The sequence below is a fragment of the Bacteroides timonensis genome (genome assembly GCF_000513195.1).
GTDB classification, from domain to species: Bacteria; Bacteroidota; Bacteroidia; order Bacteroidales; family Bacteroidaceae; genus Bacteroides; species Bacteroides timonensis.
This window is the reverse complement of record NZ_CBVI010000028.1, coordinates 1-21,381: the sequence shown is the minus strand read 5'-3', so window position 1 is coordinate 21,381 and position 21,381 is coordinate 1. Positions and strand designations below refer to the sequence as shown.

The 21,381-nt window shown below is 42.9% G+C and carries 18 protein-coding genes and 1 pseudogene; 14 read left to right on the top strand and 5 right to left on the bottom strand.

What is annotated here, in order from left to right; genetic code table 11:
- Positions 1 to 23: 23 nt before the first annotated feature.
- Positions 24 to 1,790 (bottom strand): polysaccharide lyase domain-containing protein, encoded by a 1,767-nt coding sequence (locus BN161_RS07475; protein ID WP_044264493.1) that lies wholly within the window; start codon positions 1,788 to 1,790, stop codon positions 24 to 26.
- 637 nt (positions 1,791 to 2,427) lie between these two features.
- Here BN161_RS07475 and BN161_RS07470 point away from each other — a divergent pair.
- From BN161_RS07470 to metH, 7 genes are all read left to right on the top strand, one after another.
- On the top strand, positions 2,428 to 3,744 hold the full coding sequence (locus tag BN161_RS07470) for a Fic family protein (RefSeq protein ID WP_044264491.1): 1,317 nt from the start codon (positions 2,428 to 2,430) through the stop codon (positions 3,742 to 3,744).
- 14 nt (positions 3,745 to 3,758) lie between these two features.
- Positions 3,759 to 4,256, top strand: coding sequence for a DMP19 family protein (locus BN161_RS07465; RefSeq protein ID WP_044264489.1), 498 nt, complete (start codon positions 3,759 to 3,761; stop codon positions 4,254 to 4,256).
- Positions 4,257 to 4,424: 168 nt separating this feature from the next.
- On the top strand, positions 4,425 to 4,571 hold the full coding sequence (locus BN161_RS29755; RefSeq protein ID WP_167332508.1) for a hypothetical protein: 147 nt from the start codon (positions 4,425 to 4,427) through the stop codon (positions 4,569 to 4,571).
- 729 nt (positions 4,572 to 5,300) lie between these two features.
- Positions 5,301 to 6,086 (top strand): hypothetical protein, encoded by a 786-nt coding sequence (locus tag BN161_RS30100; protein WP_209441892.1) that lies wholly within the window; start codon positions 5,301 to 5,303, stop codon positions 6,084 to 6,086.
- A gap of 32 nt (positions 6,087 to 6,118) precedes the next feature.
- Positions 6,119 to 6,664, top strand: coding sequence for a Yip1 family protein (locus BN161_RS07455; protein ID WP_081743657.1), 546 nt, complete (start codon positions 6,119 to 6,121; stop codon positions 6,662 to 6,664).
- Positions 6,665 to 6,675: 11 nt separating this feature from the next.
- Complete coding sequence (gene smpB / locus BN161_RS07450; RefSeq protein WP_044264482.1) at positions 6,676 to 7,128, top strand: SsrA-binding protein; 453 nt, start codon at positions 6,676 to 6,678, stop codon at positions 7,126 to 7,128.
- Between the two features lie 18 nt (positions 7,129 to 7,146).
- A complete protein-coding gene (gene metH, locus BN161_RS07445; protein WP_052356203.1) occupies positions 7,147 to 9,897 on the top strand; it encodes a methionine synthase in 2,751 nt (916 codons plus the stop codon).
- A gap of 5 nt (positions 9,898 to 9,902) precedes the next feature.
- On the opposite strand, the gene BN161_RS07440 is transcribed toward metH, so the two are convergent.
- Together BN161_RS07440 and udk are read right to left on the bottom strand one after the other, a co-directional pair.
- The gene (locus BN161_RS07440) at positions 9,903 to 11,294 is read right to left on the bottom strand and encodes an MltF family protein (protein WP_044264480.1); all 1,392 of its coding nucleotides are present in this window, start codon (positions 11,292 to 11,294) and stop codon (positions 9,903 to 9,905) included.
- 28 nt (positions 11,295 to 11,322) lie between these two features.
- Complete coding sequence (gene udk / locus BN161_RS07435; RefSeq protein ID WP_044264478.1) at positions 11,323 to 11,928, bottom strand: uridine kinase; 606 nt, start codon at positions 11,926 to 11,928, stop codon at positions 11,323 to 11,325.
- A 100-nt stretch (positions 11,929 to 12,028) separates the two neighbouring features.
- Here udk and BN161_RS07430 point away from each other — a divergent pair, with 100 nt between their 5' ends.
- Genes BN161_RS07430 through BN161_RS07420 form a run of 3 tightly spaced genes read left to right on the top strand, consistent with a single transcriptional unit; the run spans position 12,029 to position 15,109 of the window.
- Positions 12,029 to 12,337: a Dabb family protein gene (locus tag BN161_RS07430; protein WP_007664136.1), complete on the top strand. Its 309-nt coding sequence runs from the start codon at positions 12,029 to 12,031 to the stop codon at positions 12,335 to 12,337.
- A gap of 58 nt (positions 12,338 to 12,395) precedes the next feature.
- Positions 12,396 to 14,453 (top strand): protein-disulfide reductase DsbD family protein, encoded by a 2,058-nt coding sequence (locus BN161_RS07425; protein ID WP_044264475.1) that lies wholly within the window; start codon positions 12,396 to 12,398, stop codon positions 14,451 to 14,453.
- Positions 14,450 to 15,109 carry a CatA-like O-acetyltransferase gene (locus tag BN161_RS07420; RefSeq protein ID WP_044264473.1) on the top strand — a complete coding sequence of 220 codons (660 nt, stop codon included), beginning with the start codon at positions 14,450 to 14,452 and terminating at the stop codon, positions 15,107 to 15,109. Before BN161_RS07425 ends, BN161_RS07420 begins: the two co-directional genes overlap by 4 nt.
- Positions 15,110 to 15,268: 159 nt before the next feature.
- Here BN161_RS07420 and BN161_RS07415 read toward each other — a convergent pair whose 3' ends face one another.
- Entirely contained in the window at positions 15,269 to 17,260 is a 1,992-nt protein-coding gene (locus BN161_RS07415; RefSeq protein WP_052356202.1) for an LruC domain-containing protein, read from the bottom strand.
- Positions 17,261 to 17,432: 172 nt separating this feature from the next.
- Here BN161_RS07415 and BN161_RS07410 point away from each other — a divergent pair, with 172 nt between their 5' ends.
- Positions 17,433 to 18,113, top strand: coding sequence for a DUF2490 domain-containing protein (locus BN161_RS07410; protein WP_044264469.1), 681 nt, complete (start codon positions 17,433 to 17,435; stop codon positions 18,111 to 18,113).
- A gap of 19 nt (positions 18,114 to 18,132) precedes the next feature.
- Here BN161_RS07410 and BN161_RS30430 read toward each other — a convergent pair.
- Positions 18,133 to 18,279: pseudogene (locus tag BN161_RS30430) on the bottom strand (RloB family protein); the annotation flags it as partial.
- Between the two features lie 192 nt (positions 18,280 to 18,471).
- On the opposite strand from BN161_RS30430, the gene BN161_RS07405 reads away from it, so the two are divergent.
- Genes BN161_RS07405 through BN161_RS07395 form a run of 3 tightly spaced genes read left to right on the top strand, consistent with a single transcriptional unit; the run spans position 18,472 to position 21,007 of the window.
- Complete coding sequence (locus BN161_RS07405) at positions 18,472 to 19,455, top strand: helix-turn-helix domain-containing protein (RefSeq protein ID WP_125910769.1); 984 nt, start codon at positions 18,472 to 18,474, stop codon at positions 19,453 to 19,455.
- Entirely contained in the window at positions 19,452 to 20,237 is a 786-nt protein-coding gene (locus tag BN161_RS07400; protein WP_044264464.1) for a hypothetical protein, read from the top strand. Before BN161_RS07405 ends, BN161_RS07400 begins: the two co-directional genes overlap by 4 nt.
- Positions 20,234 to 21,007: a metallophosphoesterase gene (locus BN161_RS07395; RefSeq protein ID WP_044264461.1), complete on the top strand. Its 774-nt coding sequence runs from the start codon at positions 20,234 to 20,236 to the stop codon at positions 21,005 to 21,007. Before BN161_RS07400 ends, BN161_RS07395 begins: the two co-directional genes overlap by 4 nt.
- Positions 21,008 to 21,381 lie beyond the last annotated feature (374 nt).

The window sequence follows — 21,381 nt, the reverse complement described above, 5'->3', positions numbered from 1 at the left end:
GCAATCTCCACATTACAATAAAATTAACGGGGACTTTTGAAACTGTACTTTTTTCCTCCCGATAGGATGTTAATAATGGCAGGCTGGGTGAGGGGGTATACAGCCTGTTCGTCAGAGCTTTGATAGGAAGCCATGATTCTTCCCGACAAGTCATAAATTTCGATGCGTGCCCCTGCGCAAAGTCCCTTAAGGACAATTTGCTTATCCTGCCGGAAGCATTTTACCGCATCTGTTTTTTGGGCAGAGGGAGAAGAAATCCCTGTGGTAGTGCCATATAAACCGAAATCGTGGTTGCTTGGGGAATTACTGCTGTTTTCGTAGCAGGCTTTCATCAAGTCGTCAACGAGGCTATTGATGTAAAGTTCCAGGTAAGAGTAACCGGTAGATGGTTCTATGTCCTTATAGGTTTTGCCGACGGGAAGATACTGGGCAGCCCAAGTGTCAGGAATACCGTCCCCATTGGAATCAGCAGGCTTTTCTTCATTATTGTACAGAGGCCATCCTTCCACGTCGGCTTGTGAATCAATCAGTCCGTTACTACTGCCGTTGCTGCCTTCATAAGTGTAATTCCCATTCTTAACTTCAGAGATGATCCGTTCATCGACGGCGTCACGCTTCAGGCTGGCACCCGCTTGTGCCAGTACTTTTTCATAAGCCTGTGCCGCAGCATGCGTACTAACGGATGCGACTTCAAATTCTGTCTTACTTTTAATGCCGTCTTTACTTCCTCCCGGCAGTTCACCGTTGCCCAGATGCGGATGAATGCCTTCCCAGTTATCTGCATTGGTTTCGGCTACCAATTTTTTCATGTCATTATTCAACTTGGAGCAAGTGTCGTCAAAGTAGTTCCCATTCACATAAAAGCTTCCCCATATACCTGCAGGATTACTTTGTGTGCCATCATCGGCATTGGGCTGAAAGATACGGTTGACTAGATTTTTCTTTGTGGCAGTAGAGGGGCCTGGTTTATAATAATTGTTCATAAAGTTATACCGTCCGCCTTCTCCGGCATATCCTCCGTTGGTGGGTCCCCAGTTATAGAATACATTGTTGCGTAGATCGGTAAGTTCTTCTTCCCATCTTCCTACGGAGCGGCTGCCATCCAGACGAGGAGTGCGGCTACTGTGATGAGCCAGCAGATTATGGTGGAAACTTGCTCCCTCACCTCCCCAAATGGCTCCATATCCGTGGTTTCCTTTGACGTGTACCGATTTGGTTAGGCTTTCACTCAAGATGCACCACTGCATGGTGAAGTTCTTATTACTATAAAAAGAAGCACATTCGTCCGTGCTCCAGCTCATGCTGCAATGATCTATGATGATATCCGAGGTATAACGTCCCCACATGGCATCGTCTTCCGCCTTCTTCTCATCTCCCATCCGGCATCGGATGAAGCGGATGATAATATTAGTGGCACATTGATCCTTTTTATCTTCTTCCTTGTATCCGACAATGTGCAGGGTGTAGTTCTTGATACAAATCCCGTCTCCCGGAGCCGTTTGTCCGGCGATAGTAAGATCTCCGTTTTTTATGACCAGCCTGCTTTCCAGTTCAATAATGCCCGACACATCAAAAACAATGGTACGGGGAACTTTCATATCAATTCCTGCACGCAGTGACCCTTCGCCGCTGTCATTAAGGTTGGTGACGTGATATACGATACCTCCGCGTCCGCCGGTTACGGTGTAGCGGGCGAAACCTTCGGCGCCGGGGAAGGCGGGAGTGGTTTGAGCTTGTGCAAAAACAGCACATAAAAGCGTGATAAATAGAAGCGTGTAGTTTTTCTTCATGGTCTTAAGATTAATATTCTGATGGGACAAAAGTATGGGTTTTCTGAGTGACGGATGTCGACAAATTCTTTTTCTATGTGGAAGTTTAGGTCTTACTGCGTCATTCTTTAATGTTTTTTTCTATTTTTGCATTAGAATAGAGAAAAAGGAAAGCTGGTGGTTACAGAAACTTCTGCTGGCATCGTATGGGATTTACTATTTCCTTATATTCTTTTATTTATAAACGTGTAACCTGCCACTTTGATTTCTTTCTATAGCATTAGAGAAAAACAGAACTTTAGACTAATTTCTTATCACCTCCATACCTCCTCCCTGTCTGCTCCATACCAAGCCCATACCAACTCCCTTTGTATCGATACGGAGCAAACACGGACTTGATACGGTTGGGGTCATGAGAGTCAGGAAATATAGAACAAATTATCTTCTTTCAGCGAGAGTGCTATACCTCTTATTCTTTTATGGATAGTTGTAGCACGGACCATTGAATTGCAGGTGATTGATAAGAATACTTACTTCGTTGTGGGAGATAAAGGAATATAGCAAAAATTGTAGCGATACTTTCCATACTGCATCTAAATATTACTATCTTTGCGGGCATTAAGGTCGCAAAGATTGTAATGTTTAAGATGAAAGTGATATGACATCAGAAACCAATCGTACAGAATATAAGCAGTATCTTACAGATGATTTAGAAAAAGAAGCTGTGGCTTTTTTAAATTATCTTGAGGGAGGAGTGATATATATTGGTGTTCATAAAACAGGAACTCCTATTGGTGTTAACGACATCGATGGAGATATGTTAAGAATAGAAGATCGTCTGAAGAATAATATTATGCCCTCTTGCATGGGATTGTTTGATGTGGCTGTAGTAAATATTGATTCTAAGGATGTAATTAAAATAACGTTTGCGAGTGGAACAGAGAAACCCTATTACATTAAAAAATTTGGAATGTTAGAAAAGGGTACATTCATTCGTGTTGGGACTGCAGCTGAACCTATGCCGGTGAGAATGATCGAGGCTCTTTCTGCAAAACGCACTCGTAACTCTATAGGCAAGATCAAATCTTCCAATCAGAATCTTACATTCGAACAGCTTAAAATATACTATGAAGGGGCAAATAAGACTTTAAATCAGCATTTTGCATCTAATCTTGAATTGCTTACCGAAGATGGACAGTATAATTATGTAGCTTATTTATTGTCTGATGTTAATGGGCTTTCTGTAAAGGTTGCAAAGTACGCTGGTCTTGATAGAGTGGACTTGATGGAAAATAATGAATACGGCTATTGTTCATTAATAAAGGCCACAAAGCAAGTATTGGATAAACTTGGGGTAGAGAATAAGACGTTAGCTAAAATAACTCCTAAAGAGCGTGAAGAAAAGAAACTTTGGAGTCCTGTTGCCTTACGTGAAGCCGTAATAAATGCAATAGTTCACAATGATTATACATCCGAAGTGCCTCCTAAATTTGAATTCTTTGAGGACAGAATAGAGATAACTTCATTCGGAAGCCTGCCGCAAGGTATAACTGAAAAAGAATTTTTTGAAGGTTACTCTGTGCCTCGCAATAAAGAATTAATGCGTGTTTTTAGAGACTTGGATTTGGTTGAGCATTTAGGTTCTGGCGTTCCTCGTGTTTTAAGAAGCTATGGAAAAGAATGCTTCAAATTTACAGAGAATTTTTTGCGGATGACATTTCCTATTGCAGAAAAAGATACCCCGCAAGATACCCCGCAAGTGAGAGAGTTGATCAGAGTATTGGATAAGGAAATGAATAGGCAAGAATTACAGGAGAGATTACAACTCTCTGATAGGGAGCATTTTCGTTTGAATTATTTAAAATCAGCTTTAGATTCAGAAGTTATCGAAATGACAATACCTGATAAGCCGAATAGCCGCTTGCAGAAATATCGTTTAACGGAGAAAGGAAGATTACTTAAAAAATCACTTTAACATATAAGAAGATTATGATAGAAATTACTGATGCCGCCTTGCGCAAAGCAGCAGGCGAGGGAATGGATACTTTTATTCAGGTATTTACCGACAGATATAAAGAACTGATAGGTGGTGAACTAACCGCTGAATCCATGCCATTACTGACAGGTGAGCAGCACACTTTACTTGCATACCAGATATTTCGTGATGAAGTAATGGATGGCGGCTTCTGCCAATTGATACAGAATGGGTATGGTGGTTATATTTTTGCTAATCCGTTTGCTAAAGTGATGCGTCTGTGGGGAGCAGAAGATTTCGGCAAACTGGTATATAGAGCTAAAAAGATTTATGATGCCCATCGTGAAGATCTGGAGCGGGAACGTACAGATGATGAATTCATGGCTATGTACGAGCAATATGAAGCTTTTGATGAACTGGAAGAAGAATTTTTGGAAAAAGAGGAAGGAATCACAGCTATGGTAGCCAGTTATGTAGATGAACATCTGGAACTGTTTGCTAAAATCGTCTGACAAGAGAGTTTTTCTGAAACCCTGTCAGCGGCATACTGCCAGACTGCATCGAAGCCTATCAGACTCTTCGTGCTGACCTGCCGCTTATCGAGATGGGGGAAGGGGCGGCAGAACTGATTCTGGAAATGATTAATAATCCTGGAAGTGGGAATAAGACAATTACACTGGATGAAAAGATCAGGTGGCAATAAAACGTTGCTTGCGAAACATGTTTCGGGCATATTCGATGGCTTTGTGCTTTTGGTGGTTTGTTTAAATGATAGCAAACAGGCTCTTTGGGGCTTTGAAGTGATAGCAAATGACTATTTTCCGTAACATGCGTTAATTTGTAAATCTTCATTTTGGAGTGTGCGGTGAATAAATAAGGAATGAATATGTGTTGTTGGCGCATATTCTTGCATGTTTGAAAGCTGCTTATGCAGAAAAGGGTTACTACTTACGGGTGATATCATTACTACTTACAGGTGATATGGTTACTACTTACGGGTAAAAGGGTTACTACTTACGGGTAACGGACTTATCTGCATCATGATTTTTACTTATAAATGTACTTTTGAGAATTGTTTTCGTTCTAAAAGAAATGTAATCATTTCGATAACTACCTATCATAGTGCTATTTGCTCGTTTTTGTTTGCGTATTTCCGTCCTTGTAGGTGTCCGGGTAGAAACAGACGATTCTCGACCAATTAAAAATACAATTTGTCAAAATGATAATAATCCCGACACTCGCACTACCGCTTCTTTCTTGCTGTAACATGGCATTTTGTCTTACCCTATATTTATTGATACTAATAGTTGTCAACCAAATATAGGGTAAGACACTACTTATCTGTACTATAATTTATATGTAATGGATACTGATGAGTTAGTTGAAACAAGGGTTATTGATTAATGGTTAATTAGCGTTAAATAGATATTAGGGTTTGCAGTATTTAGATTAATATTTCATTTACTCTTAAAAACAATGAAAAAACGAGGAGAGTGCGGTGTTACTCGATTCTTTTATCTAAATTTGCAAACTCTAATATTTATAGAACAATGAAAATGGCTAAATTTAAAATCTGGATGGTTGCCCTTACCTTAATAATGGGTGTTTCTTTATCTTCATGCATAAACAGTGATGATAATACTATTCAGCCTGTATATGGTATTATTACTCTAAAAAGTATTTTGCCATATCAATTTCAGGTAGAAGGTAGTGATATTGTATATGAAGCTAATTCTTTGACAATAACTGGATTATCCGAAAACGCATATCCTGGTGATATCGTTTTTTTAAATGCACAATATGATACAAGTACACAAGAAGTTAATCAGAATACCAAGAAAATTGTAGTTTCAGTTATAGGTGCTGAAAAATTGAATGAAAAGACTTATAGTGTAATGGAAGATGTTTCATACAATAGATCTGTGATTGCTACATCTGCCAATTCTAATTATATCCCTGGTTTTTATAGTAAAAATTGGTTGATTATGCCTATTGGGCTTTATTTGGAAAAGTCAGCATGGGAAAACGCCCTTAAACATTCGTTCTATTTGGTGTATGACAAGGAAGATGAAGATAATACTGAAGATACGATGGTATTACGTTTGCGTCATGAATCAAGTGAGGATGCTGCAAAAGAAACAGTTTCTGGAATTATTAATAAAGCGTTTAGAATCACTGACTTCGTAAATGAATTTAATGGAGGAAGTACAAATAAATTGAAAACTATTAAAATTATAGTTCAAGAACAGTCAGGAAATTCTCCTGAAATTACTGAAGGTTCAACAGAAGGCTATCGTGAATATACTTATGAACTTGATTATTCAAAAGTAGCAAATTTATAATATTGGATTACAAAGCATTATTCCATATAGCAATGTTACTGATTTCCTCTCCGGCCAAGGCCTGGGAGGAAATTCGTTTGGATGAGGATAGGCGAAAAGTATTTACTGCTTTTGTCTATCCTATGATTGGTTTATGCGGATTGTCCGTCTTCATCGGTTCTTTGCTGGCGAAGGGGTGGGGCGGTCCCGAGAGTTTTCAATATGCCATGACGCAATGTTGCGCGGTGGCAGTATCCCTCTTTGGAGGGTACTTTCTGGCGGCGTATCTCATAAATGCGATGCGCGTTAAAATGTTTATGATGGACAGTGACATGCCCTTGACGCAACAGTTTGCGGGCTATGCGCTGGTTGTTCTTTTCTTGCTCCGGATTATTATCGGCATATTGCCGGACTTTAATATCATCGGATTGCTGTTGCAGTTCTATATTGTGTATGTGGTGTGGGAGGGGGCTTCCACGTTGATGGAAGTAGAAGAAAAAGACCGGTTACGGTTTACAATCATTTCTTCCATCCTACTGATTGCCTGTCCTATGCTCATTCAGTTTATATTCAACAAGCTGACGATGGTGCTTAATTAACGTTTGAAATCATGAAACAAGCTCCTGTTAATATAAAAAATAAGCGCGCTACATTCGATTACGAATTGGTAGACACTTATACCGCGGGTATTGTGCTCACGGGTACGGAAATTAAATCGATCCGCATGGGCAAAGCAAGCCTTGTGGATACCTTCTGTTACTTTGCCAATGGCGAGTTGTGGGTGAAGAATATGCATATTTCCGAATACTTCTACGGTTCGTACAATAACCATTCGGCACGCAGGGAGCGCAAACTCTTACTTACCAAAAAAGAACTTGATAAACTGGCGCGTGGAGCAAAAGACCCCGGTTTTACAATGGTTCCCATTCGTATGTTTATCAGTGAAAAAGGACTTGCCAAAGTGGTGGTGGCCCTTGCCAAAGGTAAAAAGCAATACGACAAGCGCGAAGCGTTGAAAGAGAAAGATGATAAACGCGATATGGCGCGGATGTTTAAGAGATGATTATATCACTGAATACAAATGGTTTCAATTGAAAAGTTGGTGCGTGAGCGCATCCTTATTTTAGACGGTGCTATGGGCACCATGATACAACGGTACAACTTGACGGAGGAAGACTTCAGGGGAGAACGCTTTGCCGGTATCCCCGGTCAGATGAAAGGAAACAATGACCTGCTTTGCTTGACGCGCCCTGATGTGATACAGGATATACACCGTAAGTATCTCATGGCAGGTGCCGATATCATTGAAACCAATACGTTTAGTTCTACCAGTGTCAGTATGGCCGATTATCATGTGCAGGAATATGTACGTGAGATGAATCTGGCTGCCGTTAAACTGGCACGTGAAGTAGCTGATGAATTTTCCACACCTGATAAACCACGTTTTGTAGCCGGCTCTATCGGACCTACCAATAAGACTTGCTCCATGAGTCCCGATGTGAATAATCCGGCTATGCGTGCGCTGACTTACGATGAGCTTGCCGATGCCTATCGGGAACAGATGGAAGCTTTGCTGGAAGGTGGAGTGGATGCTCTGTTGATAGAAACCATATTCGATACATTGAATGCCAAAGCAGCTATCTTTGCTGCGGAAAAGGCTATGGAGGCTACAGGCGTTCAAGTTCCTGTTATGCTGTCCGTTACCGTATCCGATACAGGAGGACGTACTCTGTCGGGACAGACTTTGGAGGCTTTTCTTGCCTCGGTTCAGCATGCCAATATCTTTTCGGTAGGCTTGAACTGTTCCTTTGGAGCCCGCCAGTTGAAACCTTTTCTGGAACAGCTTGCTGCCCGTGCTCCTTATTATATCAGTGCATATCCCAATGCGGGGTTGCCCAACAGCCTGGGGCAATATGACCAGACGCCTGCCGATATGGCGCATGAAGTGAAAGAGTATATTCAGGAAGGGCTGATAAACATCATTGGCGGTTGCTGTGGTACGACCGATGCATATATCGCCGAATATCCTGCCCTGATAGCCGGTGCTGCTCCCCATGTTCCTGCTCCGAAACCCGAAAGTCTTTGGCTTTCCGGCCTGGAATTGTTGGAAGTGACTCCTGAGAAGAACTTTATCAATGTGGGAGAACGCTGCAATGTGGCCGGTTCCCGCAAGTTCCTGCGTCTGGTTAATGAAAAGAAATACGATGAAGCCCTCAGCATTGCCCGCCAGCAAGTAGAAGACGGGGCGCAGGTGGTGGATGTAAATATGGACGACGGCCTGCTGGATGCACAGGCTGAAATGACTACTTTTCTCAATCTGATTGCTTCTGAGCCTGAGATTGCCCGTGTTCCTGTAATGATTGACTCCTCTAAATGGGAGGTAATCGTTGCCGGATTGAAATGTCTGCAAGGAAAGTCCATCGTGAATTCAATCTCTCTGAAAGAGGGAGAAGAAAAGTTTCTGGAACATGCCCGCACGATCAGGCAATATGGTGCGGCTACCGTAGTAATGGCTTTTGATGAAAAAGGGCAGGCGGATACATACGAGCGTAAGATTGAAGTGTGTGCCCGTGCTTATCAGCTTTTGGTTGAGAAAGTGGGCTTTAATCCTCATGATATTATCTTTGACCCTAACGTCCTTGCCGTAGCTACGGGTATGGATGAACATAATAATTATGCTGTAGACTTCATCCGGGCTACCGGTTGGATACGTAAGAATCTGCCGGGTGCGCATGTCAGTGGTGGCGTTAGCAACCTTTCATTCTCTTTCCGCGGCAACAATTATATCCGTGAAGCCATGCATGCGGTGTTCCTTTATCATGCCATCCGTGAAGGAATGGATATGGGGATCGTAAATCCGGCTACGGCTGTACTTTATACCGACATCCCTGCCGATATACTGGAACGTATAGAGGATGTGGTTTTAAACCGTCGTCCCGATGCTGCCGAACGCCTGATAGAAACTGCTGAGCAACAGAAAGCTGCTGCCGAACAACAGAAAGGCAATGCTGCTGATAAACAAGCTGCCCCTCTTTCATGGCGTAATGGGACAAGTGTGGAAGAACGTTTGAAACATGCTTTGACAAAAGGAATGGGTGACTATCTGGAGGAAGACTTGGCAGAAGCCCTGAAGCTCTATCCGAAAGCAGTGGATATCATCGAAGGTCCTTTAATGTTTGGTATGAACTATGTAGGTGAGCTCTTTGGCGCCGGAAAAATGTTTTTGCCCCAGGTGGTGAAAACAGCCCGTACCATGAAGAAAGCCGTTGCCATCCTTCAGCCTGTAATTGAAGCGGAAAAACAAGAAGGCTCCAGCTCTGCCGGAAAAGTCCTGCTTGCCACGGTGAAAGGTGATGTGCATGATATAGGCAAAAATATCGTTTCTGTGGTCATGGCCTGCAATGGTTATGAGATTATAGACCTTGGTGTGATGGTACCTGCCGAAACGATTGTTCAGCGTGCCTTGGAAGAAAAGGTGGATATGATTGGACTCAGTGGTCTGATAACCCCATCATTGGAAGAAATGGTACACGTGGCTATGGAACTGGAAAAGGCAGGTGCCGATATTCCTTTATTGATAGGTGGCGCCACTACTTCCCGACTGCATACAGCATTGAAAATAGCTCCCGTCTATCATGCTCCTGTAGTCCATCTGAAAGATGCTTCGCAGAATGCAATGGTAGCCGCCCGCTTGATGAATCCGAAAGCCAGAGAGGAATTGAAAGAAAAATTAAGTTCAGAATATCAGCAGTTGCGTGAAAAGAATGCTGCGCAAGCACCGAAGACAGTTTCGTTGGAGGAAGCGCAGAAGAATAAGCTAAATTTATTTTAGCTTATTCACTTCTTTATCTTCTTCTTATACGTCTCATACCTTCCCATAATATCCCTTACAAAGTTATATGTCTCTATTCCACGGAAGTATCCGTTTTTGCAGACAGGGTCGGTGAAGTATTCTTCATTGCTTTTCAATAAGATGAAGTTTTCTACATTGTCTTTCCAGACATACTTGTTCTTTCCATATTTCTCAGCCAGTGCCATTGCATCCAGCACATGCCCGATACCCGAATTGTAGGAAGCAAGTACAAAGTTGAGCCGCTCCTCTTCCGGTACTGAAGAGAAACTCTTGCTGGTAGCATTGATATATTTTATGGCAGCTTTCACACTCTCTTCCGGATTCTGTTCTTTTCCTTCGGGGATTCCCATGGCACGTGCTGTGGCAGGCATCAGCTGCATTAATCCTTTGGCTCCGGCCCATGAAACGGCTGTCGTATCAAAGTTGGACTCTGTATAGGCCAGAGAGGCAAGCAACCGCCAGTCCCAGTCTATTTCCGAAGCATACTTTTTGAACAATTCATCGAAGTGTGAGATTTTTCCCTCACGAAGAGAAAGGATAGAAGTGTGTGGAGTTGCCTTGCTGATCTCAAAATATCTCTTCATACTGGCAGTGTAGGCGGGAGAAGTCATATTCTCTTCATGCCATTTATTAGCGGCGGCTGCCAGTTCCGGACTATCCTTGCGCACCGCCCAGGAAGCCCTTTGGTCGAAACTGATGGATAATTTAATATTCAGGTTGGGGTAATACGTAGTGTTAAGTCTGGCTACGTCATTATCGGCTACCGTATAAGGAATCTTTCCTTGGGATACTTGTGTGATGAGGTCCTCTACTGAAATGCTGTCATTAGTCACTTTGTGGATATGGATGCCGCCACCGAGTTCTTTATCCAGATTTACCAGGCGGTCGTAATACTTCCCGGGCTTTACATATACATCCTTACCTATCAGTTCCGTTACATCCGTCAGCGGTTTTGTTTTCCCGCCTGCACGTTGTACAATGACCTGATGTGTGATGACTTCTTCACCGCAATAGATCAGACTGTCTTTAAATTCCTTCGTGATGGGGACATTGTAGGCAATGATGTCTCCTTCTCCTGCCAGTAACTTTTTTATAAGTCCCTGTACATTCCTTGCCACCACAACGCGCAGTTTTACCCCGAGACTTTTGGCAAACTGTTCACTCAACTCATACTGGAACCCCATTTCCTGACCACGATAGTTGAAATAAGAAGTAGAACTGTATAGCGTCAGTACAACGAGTTCACCGCTATCTTTTATCTGTTGCAAATCGCCCACAGCTTCATCGGGCATGGAACCATGCCGTTTATTTCCGCACCCCCATAGGCAGCACAGACATAGCAAAGCAATCAGGAAAAGATTAGCGGTTGCTTTCATTTAATTTTTCATTTTCAATTTTTAATTCTCAGAGATGCTTCTTTATATACATCGTCAGAATATCGATTGCCACCTGATTGTTTCCCCCTTCGGGTATGATCAGGTCCGCATATCGTTTGCATGGTTCGATGAATTGCAGATGCATAGGCTTCAAGATACGGGTATACCGCTCCATAACAGCTTCTGCTGTACGTCCGCGCTCCACTACGTCCCGTTGTATAACACGAATCAGACGTTCGTCCGGATCAGCATCCACAAAGATTTTGAGGTCCATCATGCTGCGCAGTTTCTTGTCGCACAGGGCAAGAATCCCTTCAATGATCACTACTTCCCGTGGCTCGATATGAATCGTCTCGGGTTCTCGTGTGCAGGTAAGATACGAGTAGGTGGGTTGTTCAATGCTTTTTCCTTCACGCAGCATGGCTACGTGTTTAGATAAAAGACTCCAATCGAAAGCATCCGGGTGGTCAAAGTTGATGTTCTGTCGTTCTTCTACAGGTACATGGCTACTGTCCTTATAGTAAGAGTCTTGCGGTAACAGTACCACTTCGCCTGCCGGCAGGCTTTCAATGATTTTACGTACGACGGTGGTTTTTCCCGAGCCAGTTCCGCCTGCAATTCCTATTATTAACATCCGTTTAAGTGTATATTTAAAACAAAACGAGTATTTTTGCGGTTAATATTAATCGCTTCGGTTGACAAATATATAGATAAATCATTAAAATAGCAAAGTTATGGTCAAACACATTGTATTATTTAAATTAAAAGACGAAGCTCCGGCTGACAAAAAGCTGACAGCAATGAAAGAATTCAAGGCCGCTATCGAGGCTTTGCCAGCTAAAATCTCTGTTATACGTAAGATAGAAGTTGGACTCAATATGAATCCTGGCGAAACTTGGAGCATTGCCCTCTACAGCGAGTTTGATACGTTGGACGACGTGAAATTCTATGCTACTCATCCCGAGCATGTGGCGGCAGGCAAGTTGATTGCTGATGTAAAGGAGAACCGCGCTTGTGTTGACTACGAAACAATTGACAATTGACAGTTGACAATTGACAATTCGTAATTTGTAATTTGTAACTCGTAATTAAAATCATTGTATGAAGAAAATATTATCCATTTGTCTGTTGCTGATTGCTGTCGTGGCGCAAGCGCAGATACAGGAACCCGTCAAGTTTAAGTCGGAACTGAAGACGCTTGCAGCGGGAGAGGCGGAAATTGTATTTACCGCTACTATCGATAAGGGTTGGCATGTATATTCTACCGACCTGGGTGACGGTGGTCCTATCTCGGCTACCTTCAATGTAGAGAAGATATCCGGTGCTACAGTTGTAGGAAAGTTGCAGCCGAAAGGAAAAGAAATAGCTTCTTATGATAAGTTGTTCGAGATGAACGTGCGCTATTTTGAGTCTACGGCACAATTTGTTCAGAAGCTGAAGCTCACTGGGGGAGATTATAAAATTGAAGGTTTTCTGGAATTCGGTGCTTGTAATGATGAGAACTGTTTGCCTCCTACACAGGTAGAATTTAATTTTTCAGGTAAAGCGGAAGTCGCTAAAGGTGCTGCAGCCGCAACTCCTGCTGAAAAGGTAACAGCTCCGGCAGAGGACATGAAACCGGAAACTCAGCCTGCTTCCCAAACTGAAACACCTGCTGATACAGCTTCCACCGGTATAATAGGTGGTGCAGATGGTCCGACGGATATAAATGTGGCGGGCAACATTGACTTGTGGAAACCTGTCATCAATGATCTGCAATCTTATGGTGAAACCACTTCGCAGGAAGATATGTCATGGATTTATATCTTTATCACCGGATTCCTCGGTGGACTGCTGGCATTGTTCACGCCTTGTGTGTGGCCTATTATCCCTATGACGGTAAGTTTCTTCCTGAAACGTTCCAAAGATAAAAAGAAAGGTATTCGTGATGCTTGGACGTATGGCGCTTCTATCGTGGTGATTTACGTAACTTTAGGTTTGGCCATTACGTTGATCTTCGGTGCCAGTGCACTGAATGCACTTTCCACGAATGCCGTGTTCAATATCCTTTTCTGTCTGATGCTGGTTGTGTTTGCAGCTTCCTTCTTCGGAGCTTTCGAACTGACGCTGCCCTCTAAATGGAGTAACGCGGTAGATAGTAAGGCAGAAGCGACAAGCGGTTTGCTCAGTATCTTCCTGATGGCATTCACGCTTTCACTGGTGTCTTTCTCTTGCACAGGTCCCATTATCGGCTTTCTGCTGGTGCAGGTGTCCACAACGGGCAGTGTGGTGGCTCCGGCCATCGGTATGCTTGGTTTTGCTATTGCTCTGGCATTGCCGTTCACGCTGTTCGCACTGTTCCCGTCCTGGCTGAAGTCTATGCCGAAATCGGGAGGATGGATGAATGTCATCAAGGTTACCCTCGGTTTCCTGGAACTGGCTTTTGCCCTGAAGTTCCTTTCCGTAGCCGATTTAGCATACGGCTGGCGTATCCTCGACCGCGAAACCTTCCTGGCGTTGTGGATTGTACTGTTTGCTTTGCTGGGTTTCTATTTGCTGGGCAAGATCAAGTTTCCGCACGATGATGACGATACGAAGGTGGGAGTGGGCCGCTTCTTTATGGCGCTCTTTTCACTTGCTTTCGCTGTATATATGGTTCCCGGCTTGTGGGGGGCTCCGCTCAAGGCGGTAAGCGCTTTTGCTCCGCCCATGCAGACGCAGGACTTCAATCTTTATAATAACGAGGTACATGCCAAGTTCGATGATTACGATCTCGGAATGGAATATGCCCGCCAGCACCGCAAACCTGTGATGCTCGACTTCACCGGTTATGGTTGCGTGAACTGCCGTAAGATGGAGCTTGCCGTATGGACAGATTCAAAAGTGAGCGATATCATTAATAACGACTATGTACTCATCACACTCTATGTAGATGATAAGACTCCGCTGACCGAACCTGTAAAGGTGGTTGAGAATGGCAGAGAGCGTACCTTGCGTACCGTAGGCGATAAATGGAGTTATCTGCAACGGGTCAAGTTCGGTGCAAACGCGCAGCCGTTCTATGTGCTGATTGATAATGAAGGCCGTCCTTTGAATAAGTCTTATTCCTATGACGAGGATATTCCTAAGTATATCGAGTTCTTGCAAACCGGACTGGAGAACTATAAGAAAGAAAAATGAAACATATTGTAGACATTGATACATGGGAACGCCGGGATAATTATAACTTCTTCCGGGGTTTTGTGAATTCATGGTATTCCATTACCACGGAGATTGATTGCACCGAAGCCAGTGCCGCGGCAAGAGCTTCCGGGCGTTCTTTCTTCCTTTATTATCTTTATGCCGTAGTTCGTTCGGCTAACGAGGTTCCGGAACTTCGTTACCGCACGGATAAGAACGGTCAAGTCATTTTTCACGATAAGGTAGATATCATTTCTCCGATAGCTGTGCCGGGCAAGACTTTCTATACCGTCCGCATTCCCTATCATGAAGATTTCGAGAGCTTTTATGCCGAGGCTTATTCTTTGATAACCAATATTCCGGAAGACGGCGACCCATACGGAGCCGAGAAGGTGCTGGGAGCGCAGGGCTATTATGATGTCGTTCATCTGAGCGCGGTGCCCAAGATGTACTTCACATCTACCACCTACACGTTGGCTGAAGTTGGTAATGGTTGCAGTTATCCGCTGATGACTTCCGGCAAGGCTGTATCTCGTGAAGGGCGCCTGGTGTTTCCTCTTTCCATTTATGTAAATCATGCATTCGTGGATGGTTCACATCTGAGTTTGTTCTTCCAGAAGATAGAGGAACATCTGAAAGCAGCTGGCCGCCTTTAAGTAGAAACTAAAGAAAAAGGGCTGAAATCTCATATTTCAGCCCTTTTTTCTTTTACTAAAACTTCCGGCAAGATTTACTAAAACTTCCGGCAAGATTTAGTGAAAATCCGGGGAAGTTTTAGTAAAAGTTTGCGGTCGTGTAGTCAGAGTGTTGCTTCCCTACTTTTTATACCAGTCCTGATTTTGTGTGCCATTGCTTTCAACCCATCCAGAGTATCCGCTGTAAAGCTGTTCAACGGCAGTTTTTTCGTTTGCTTTATCCAGCATCTTGCTCAGGCTATTTTCGTCAGCTCCACTGAGGAAGATGGCAAACGGATAGGAACCGTTACGTACATAATAGATGTCCTTCTCCGGTTTTGAAGCATCATCTCCTGTTCCGAAATAAGATGTTTCCATTTTAGATGTCGGTTTACGTTTGGGGAGGTGTACTTCCCAACGCTTTCCGTTATCTTCATTTTTGAAGATGAAAGCCTCGGCGCCAGACTGCCGGGTAGCAGGCGATTCTTTTTCGTAGTTGACGGTTATCTTGTATTCTCCTCCCATGTTGCTTTTCACATTGTCTGTCAGGATATATACGTTATCTGTTGCCTCATACTGCAGCTTCTCTTCCTTGAATTCAGTTTCTCCGGCTTTGCATACGGCAAAAGTTGCAGAAGACACAGTGCCGTTGGTCGTCAGCTTGAATGCCAGGCCGTTGTTGTTGCTTGCCACGTTTGCAAAAGTCTTGAAGACGAACGTTTCGCTATAAATCTTATTGTTTATATCAAAAGTCTTTCCGTAAGAATAGCGTACCATAACGTCGTTCATATCATAATCTCCCTGGCTGGGCCACAAATCTTCAAAGGCGAAAGTTCCTTTCAATGACGGTTGTACTGTAGTCTTGTCGTTATCAGGATCTACTTCGGGTATATTCGTAATGGCATCTACCGGATTGGATTTCAGAGTTATCACAACGTCACTGAAGTTTTCATCCGTAGTGTAGTCTTCGAACGAAATCATGACCCAATCACCATATCTGTATACAGCAGTACGAGGAGAGTTGAAATTTGTTCCTTGATTCTTAATGCTGAGGCCTTCTGATGTTGCTGCACGATATTTATTGTTGCCGGTGTATCCTTGTATGCGGTTGCTCCATGCGTTGTTGGCAATAACAAAACCTATTCTGTATCCGCTAGGGAATGCATTAGTCTCGCCTTCCATACTTCCTTGGGCAATGTTGGGATAATATTTCAGTTGGACGGATGTCAACCTGTTTATACCGGCGGTCGGCGCGGCTTTTTGGGGATCCCTTCCCCATTGTCCATCTTGTGTATTTGGAAACAGCATAATGACATGGGCATCTTTCGGGTCTTGCGGGTTTTCTCCTTCTTTATAGTAGTAATAACCCATAGAGCAATTCCAGCAAGTGTTCTGTCCGAGGAAAGTCACTGCCACCTCGGCAGTTTCGTTGAGGTACATGTCCGAGTAGCTGCGATATTCTTTCGGGCAGGATGTCTCAGCGTTGATGACTCGCGTATGCGCGGTATAGAGTCCATCTGTTTCTTGGGCGGCTAGTTTTCCTTGATATGTATAGTTGATTTCTCCGTTCTTATATTTGTCGTAACTGCCTAGCCAGCCTTTCCAGCGTGTATCGTTATATTCGTTAGGAGTATTCTCTTCTGTCAACATATAGCTGTTGTATTCCTGACTTGTGGAAGATACTGTACGGGTGTTTGCATCCGTCGCTCCATCCGTGGCTTTGATGACTCCGTTGACGACCTCTGCTTCTATCAGGGTCTGTGCAAAGAATGCCGGGGTATAGACATATACTTTCTTTACGTAAGCGGGCAGTTCCACGGTTCCGTTGAAAACACTGTTGTCGGCAGTGTAGGCTGTGAAGAGGGGAGATACATCATCCCGTTTAATGTAGTTGTACTCACCGGGAGTAACGGGCATTTCATCATACAATTCAAAGTAAACGTTAGCTTGTACTTCACTATTTAGGTAGCTGACTTCCAAGTTGACTTCGTTCTGAACTGTTTCATAATCGAATTCATTGAATTCTTTGTTGGCTTCTTTGGGACCCTGATAAACGTCTTTATCAGTACAACTGCTTATAACAAAAGCCAAGATTGTAATAAGCATCATCATCCCTAACATGTTTTTTCTCATAATTGGCATAATTTTTTGCAAAAATACAATTAATTGTCGAATATTGAACAAGATATATAACTTTTTTGTTGCTTGTGGTCAGATTGGTGTTGCCATTGTTATGGAAATGACTCTGGTATTACAGAATTGTTACAGAATTTATCCTTAACTTTGTGGAATCAAAAGAAAAGGCATGAAAACAATTAAGAATGATATCCTGAAAAGACGCGCTTTATTGCCGGAATTTGCTTCTCTGTTTGTAGTATTGTTTTTCTTTTGCCTGTCTTCCTTGCAGGCGCAAGACAGGGATCTTGTGACTTGGAATAAGATGAAGCTTAGTCATGATTTATCATCGAGGGTTGCATTTTCGGGAGATGTGGAGATGCGCACCCGTGATGCATGGGACGAGATAGACCGTTGGGGATTGGGCGTGGGCGCTTCCGTGCGTTTGCTTTCATGCTTGAAGGCAGAGGGCTGTTATGAATTCCACTACCGCAATCGTGGTGAAGACGGGTGGAAATCCCGGCACCGTTATCATGCGGGAGTTTCTCTCTCCTTCAAAAAGCGACAATGGACATTCTCCTTGCGCGAACGTTTCCAGCACACCTTTGATGGGCGCGGGGCAGATGAATTCCGCCTCCGTACCCGCCTGAAAGCGGCTTACAAGGTAACTATATGGGCGCCTTATGCCTCTTTAGAGCAATACCACGATCTGGGAAAGGACAAATGGTTTCATGCCGCTCGCTTCCGTGCCCGCGGTGGGGTGGAAGCTAAACTGTCGTCCTCTTGGTCGGCAGACGTTTTCTATTGCTACCAGCACGAGAGTAATCTGGATAGGCATATTCTGGGGTGGGAGTTGATTTACCGGTTCTGATTGCTTTTGCTACCACTTGCTTTCCGTCAGCAATCATGTCTTTCACCCATTTCTCTTTCTCCATAAATTTACGACTCTTGTCATAAGTGGGAATATATCGTTTTAATGCTTGTTCTGTGGCTGCGGAATCATTAAAATGACGGCAGGTGTCCTCATAATGTAATAAAATACATTACTGACGGTACAAGCCAAATATGTGATATTTACAAATTAGAAATAGCAAGTTGAACTTGCGAAACATGAAATATTTCTGTTACTAATGTAGGAAAAAAGTGTAGATTACCGAAGATTTACCTTTAATCCTTTGGAAATTCTATATAATTACCTTATTTTTGCATCAATACTTTATAAGGTAATTATGGGATATATAGGTAATATAAGAAGCTATATCTCAAGCATACTAGGATTTGAGTTTGAAGACAAGGGTGATATGCGTAAGGCTATTGACCAGTTTCCTGCTCCCATAGCCAACCTCTTTACGGGTAGACTATTGGCAATTGGAGGTATAGAGCATGTGCTCGTAAAAAGCCATTCGTCCGAAGGAACCTTCCCTATGTCGCTTCTTATCAGACGTCTGAAGTCAGCTGAAGAAAAACTTCAACTTCCATGCATTCTTTACTTGAACGCATTGGATGGCGATCAACGTCGACAATTAATCAAGCATAAGGTTTGCTTTATAGTGCCAGATCGTCAAATTTATCTTCCAACTATGGGCACTTATTTTACCGAGCGACGGCTGAATAGCTATAAAGAGTTTTCTATGCTTACTCCTGCTGCCCAACTCCTGGTACTTTATTATTTACAAAAAGGTGAAGTCGAAGGCATAGGATTCAAGGAGTTAGCCGAGCGTTTGAGCTATCCGCCAAAAACAATCTCTATGATAGCGGCCGAACTGAAGCAAGCAGGATTATGTGATATTGTCCCCTTGGAAGGAAGAGGGAAGAGTATTGTGTTTAAAAGCAAACGCAAAGAGCTTTGGGTGCAAGCACTCCCCATGATGAGTTCACCGATAGACAAGGTGGGGTATCTTAGTGCGAAAGCAGATGTTCAAGCATCTCCTCTTTCATACGACGATGCGTTAAGTCATTACACGGATATGGGGTATATGCCACAACATGGCTATGCCGTAGAGAAACGTAGTGAAATGGGGCGGCAACTTCTGAAGAAAGCATCTGCAACAAACCTTCCGGATTCAACGCGAATAGAGTTTTGGAAATATAACCCTGCTACACTTGCTAAAGGCGGTTTCATCGATCCTCTTTCAATGATTCTCATTTACAAAGATCATGAAGATGAGCGTATTCAAGGACAAATTGAACGATTATTAGAAAAAACATTATGACAATATATGGAATAGAACGTATTCGTGAATACCTCGGATCGTTTAAAAGCAGTTATGTTATTATTGGCGGTACGGCCACAAATATCAATCTTGACGCTAATGACTTGATGGGGCGAACTACGCACGACATTGATATGATTGTGGTATGTGAGGCCATGTCTACCGATTACATTCAACGCTTTTGGGAGATGATTCGCACAGCTGGTTACCAACCAGGGATTATCAAGACAGAGGATGGGCTCAAACGTACCTACTATCGTTTCGACAATCCGAAGGACAAGTCATTTCCGAAGTATATCGAACTCTTTTGTCGGGTACCGGATACGATTACTGTCCCCGATGACATTCATCTCGTGCACCTTAGCAATGAAGAAGACTATTTATCTAGTTTCTCGGCCATTATGATGGATGACGAATACTATCATTTTGCTGTATCTCATATTACCGAAATTCATGGCGTACAAGTGCTCGACAAATTTGCCCTTATAGCACTGAAAGCAAAAGCTTATGTGAGCAACTATGACCGTAAGGTTGCAGGTGGGCATGTGCAACAAGATGACATCGATAAGCATAAGAAGGACGTGTATCGCATTTCCTTTATTCTCGATGAAAATAACGATAGAGTGCAACTCCCCGAGGGTATAAAACGGGATATGCATACGTTTATTGATTATATTGAAAGAAACCCTATCAATACCCAAAGTTTGGCTAAGTACATGGGTGCCGGTAATTTATCTCAAGAGGAATTGATCGAACGATTAAAACTAATTTTTGGCTTATGAAAATACAGTATGCATCCGACTTGCATCTTGAATTTCGAGAGAATTCCGACTTTCTGGTACTTCACCCCTTAGAAGTGAAGGGTGATATTCTTGTGCTGGCAGGTGATACACATGTGTTCAGAGGTAAATCTTGGGAGAATCATCCTTTTTTTGATTGGTGTGCCGAACATTATCAGCAAACCTACATCATTCCCGGCAATCACGAATATTACGACAGAGTGGAACTCTGCGAGCGTTTTGATGATTATGAATACTGCATTCGTGAAAACGTACATTACATTAACAACAGAAGCGTTATGATTGAAAATACAGAGCTCTTCTTTACTACTCTGTGGACAATCATACCACCAGCTGAACTTGTTGCCGTGCAGATGGGGTTGACCGATTGCCACCGCATCAAGTATCAAGGTAGAAGTTTCACCTCACAGGATTACGAGACATTACATCAAAAATGTGTGGAGTGGTTGTCCGGAGCATTGAGTACCTCAATCGCCAAGCATAAGGTTGTAATCACCCACCATCAACCTACACTCTGCATCAGTGATCCTCGTTTCACATCAAGCCCCATAAATTCAGCTTTTGCGGTTGACATGGATACTTTTATTGAACATTGTGATGCTGAATATTGGATATATGGGCATACTCATTATAACGATGGAACTGGTAGCATGATAGGCCAAACTAAGTTACTTTGCAATCAGTTGGGGTATGTACGCCATAATGAACATAACTCATTTTCATCAAATGCCACTATAACTATTGGAGATTGATGATACTCTCTTCAAATCTCTTACATAAAACTACTGCTTATTATAATAAAAGTCGTAGATTTGTACAAATCATCATAGATGATTGGACATTTATACGCAGATACATAAAATGCAAGATGACGAGCTACATTTAGAACCGCCAATGACGATTCTTTGCTTTTAGAGCCTGTTTAAATTTTCTTCAATAATAATTTTATAGCTGATATTTTGACCATTTCCTCTGCTGAATCGAATGTCAATTCATAGTTTCGACAGAGTCTCCTATCATTGTCCATCTATGAGAATGATCTTTCTACGATCCACCTCTTATGAATAGGTTTGAATCCCTGTTCTTTGTATACGCTAATGACCACTTGAATTACATAGCCAAATTG

What these genes read in the sequence shown, in the direction of transcription:
- BN161_RS07395 (WP_044264461.1), top strand. Translation starts at nt 20,234, where the DNA reads ATGAAAATACAGTATGCATCCGACTTGCATCTTGAATTTCGAGAGAAT.
- BN161_RS07400 (WP_044264464.1), top strand. Translation starts at nt 19,452, where the DNA reads ATGACAATATATGGAATAGAACGTATTCGTGAATACCTCGGATCGTTT.
- BN161_RS07405 (WP_125910769.1), top strand. Translation starts at nt 18,472, where the DNA reads ATGGGATATATAGGTAATATAAGAAGCTATATCTCAAGCATACTAGGA.
- BN161_RS07410 (WP_044264469.1), top strand. Translation starts at nt 17,433, where the DNA reads ATGAAAACAATTAAGAATGATATCCTGAAAAGACGCGCTTTATTGCCG.
- metH (WP_052356203.1), top strand. Translation starts at nt 7,147, where the DNA reads ATGGTTTCAATTGAAAAGTTGGTGCGTGAGCGCATCCTTATTTTAGAC.
- BN161_RS07455 (WP_081743657.1), top strand. Translation starts at nt 6,119, where the DNA reads ATGTTACTGATTTCCTCTCCGGCCAAGGCCTGGGAGGAAATTCGTTTG.
- BN161_RS29755 (WP_167332508.1), top strand. Translation starts at nt 4,425, where the DNA reads ATGAAAAGATCAGGTGGCAATAAAACGTTGCTTGCGAAACATGTTTCG.
- BN161_RS07475 (WP_044264493.1), bottom strand. Translation starts at nt 1,790, where the DNA reads ATGAAGAAAAACTACACGCTTCTATTTATCACGCTTTTATGTGCTGTT.
- BN161_RS07465 (WP_044264489.1), top strand. Translation starts at nt 3,759, where the DNA reads ATGATAGAAATTACTGATGCCGCCTTGCGCAAAGCAGCAGGCGAGGGA.
- BN161_RS07415 (WP_052356202.1), bottom strand. Translation starts at nt 17,260, where the DNA reads ATGAGAAAAAACATGTTAGGGATGATGATGCTTATTACAATCTTGGCT.
- BN161_RS07425 (WP_044264475.1), top strand. Translation starts at nt 12,396, where the DNA reads ATGAAGAAAATATTATCCATTTGTCTGTTGCTGATTGCTGTCGTGGCG.
- BN161_RS30100 (WP_209441892.1), top strand. Translation starts at nt 5,301, where the DNA reads ATGGCTAAATTTAAAATCTGGATGGTTGCCCTTACCTTAATAATGGGT.
- BN161_RS07430 (WP_007664136.1), top strand. Translation starts at nt 12,029, where the DNA reads ATGGTCAAACACATTGTATTATTTAAATTAAAAGACGAAGCTCCGGCT.
- BN161_RS07440 (WP_044264480.1), bottom strand. Translation starts at nt 11,294, where the DNA reads ATGAAAGCAACCGCTAATCTTTTCCTGATTGCTTTGCTATGTCTGTGC.
- smpB (WP_044264482.1), top strand. Translation starts at nt 6,676, where the DNA reads ATGAAACAAGCTCCTGTTAATATAAAAAATAAGCGCGCTACATTCGAT.
- BN161_RS07470 (WP_044264491.1), top strand. Translation starts at nt 2,428, where the DNA reads ATGACATCAGAAACCAATCGTACAGAATATAAGCAGTATCTTACAGAT.
- udk (WP_044264478.1), bottom strand. Translation starts at nt 11,928, where the DNA reads ATGTTAATAATAGGAATTGCAGGCGGAACTGGCTCGGGAAAAACCACC.
- BN161_RS07420 (WP_044264473.1), top strand. Translation starts at nt 14,450, where the DNA reads ATGAAACATATTGTAGACATTGATACATGGGAACGCCGGGATAATTAT.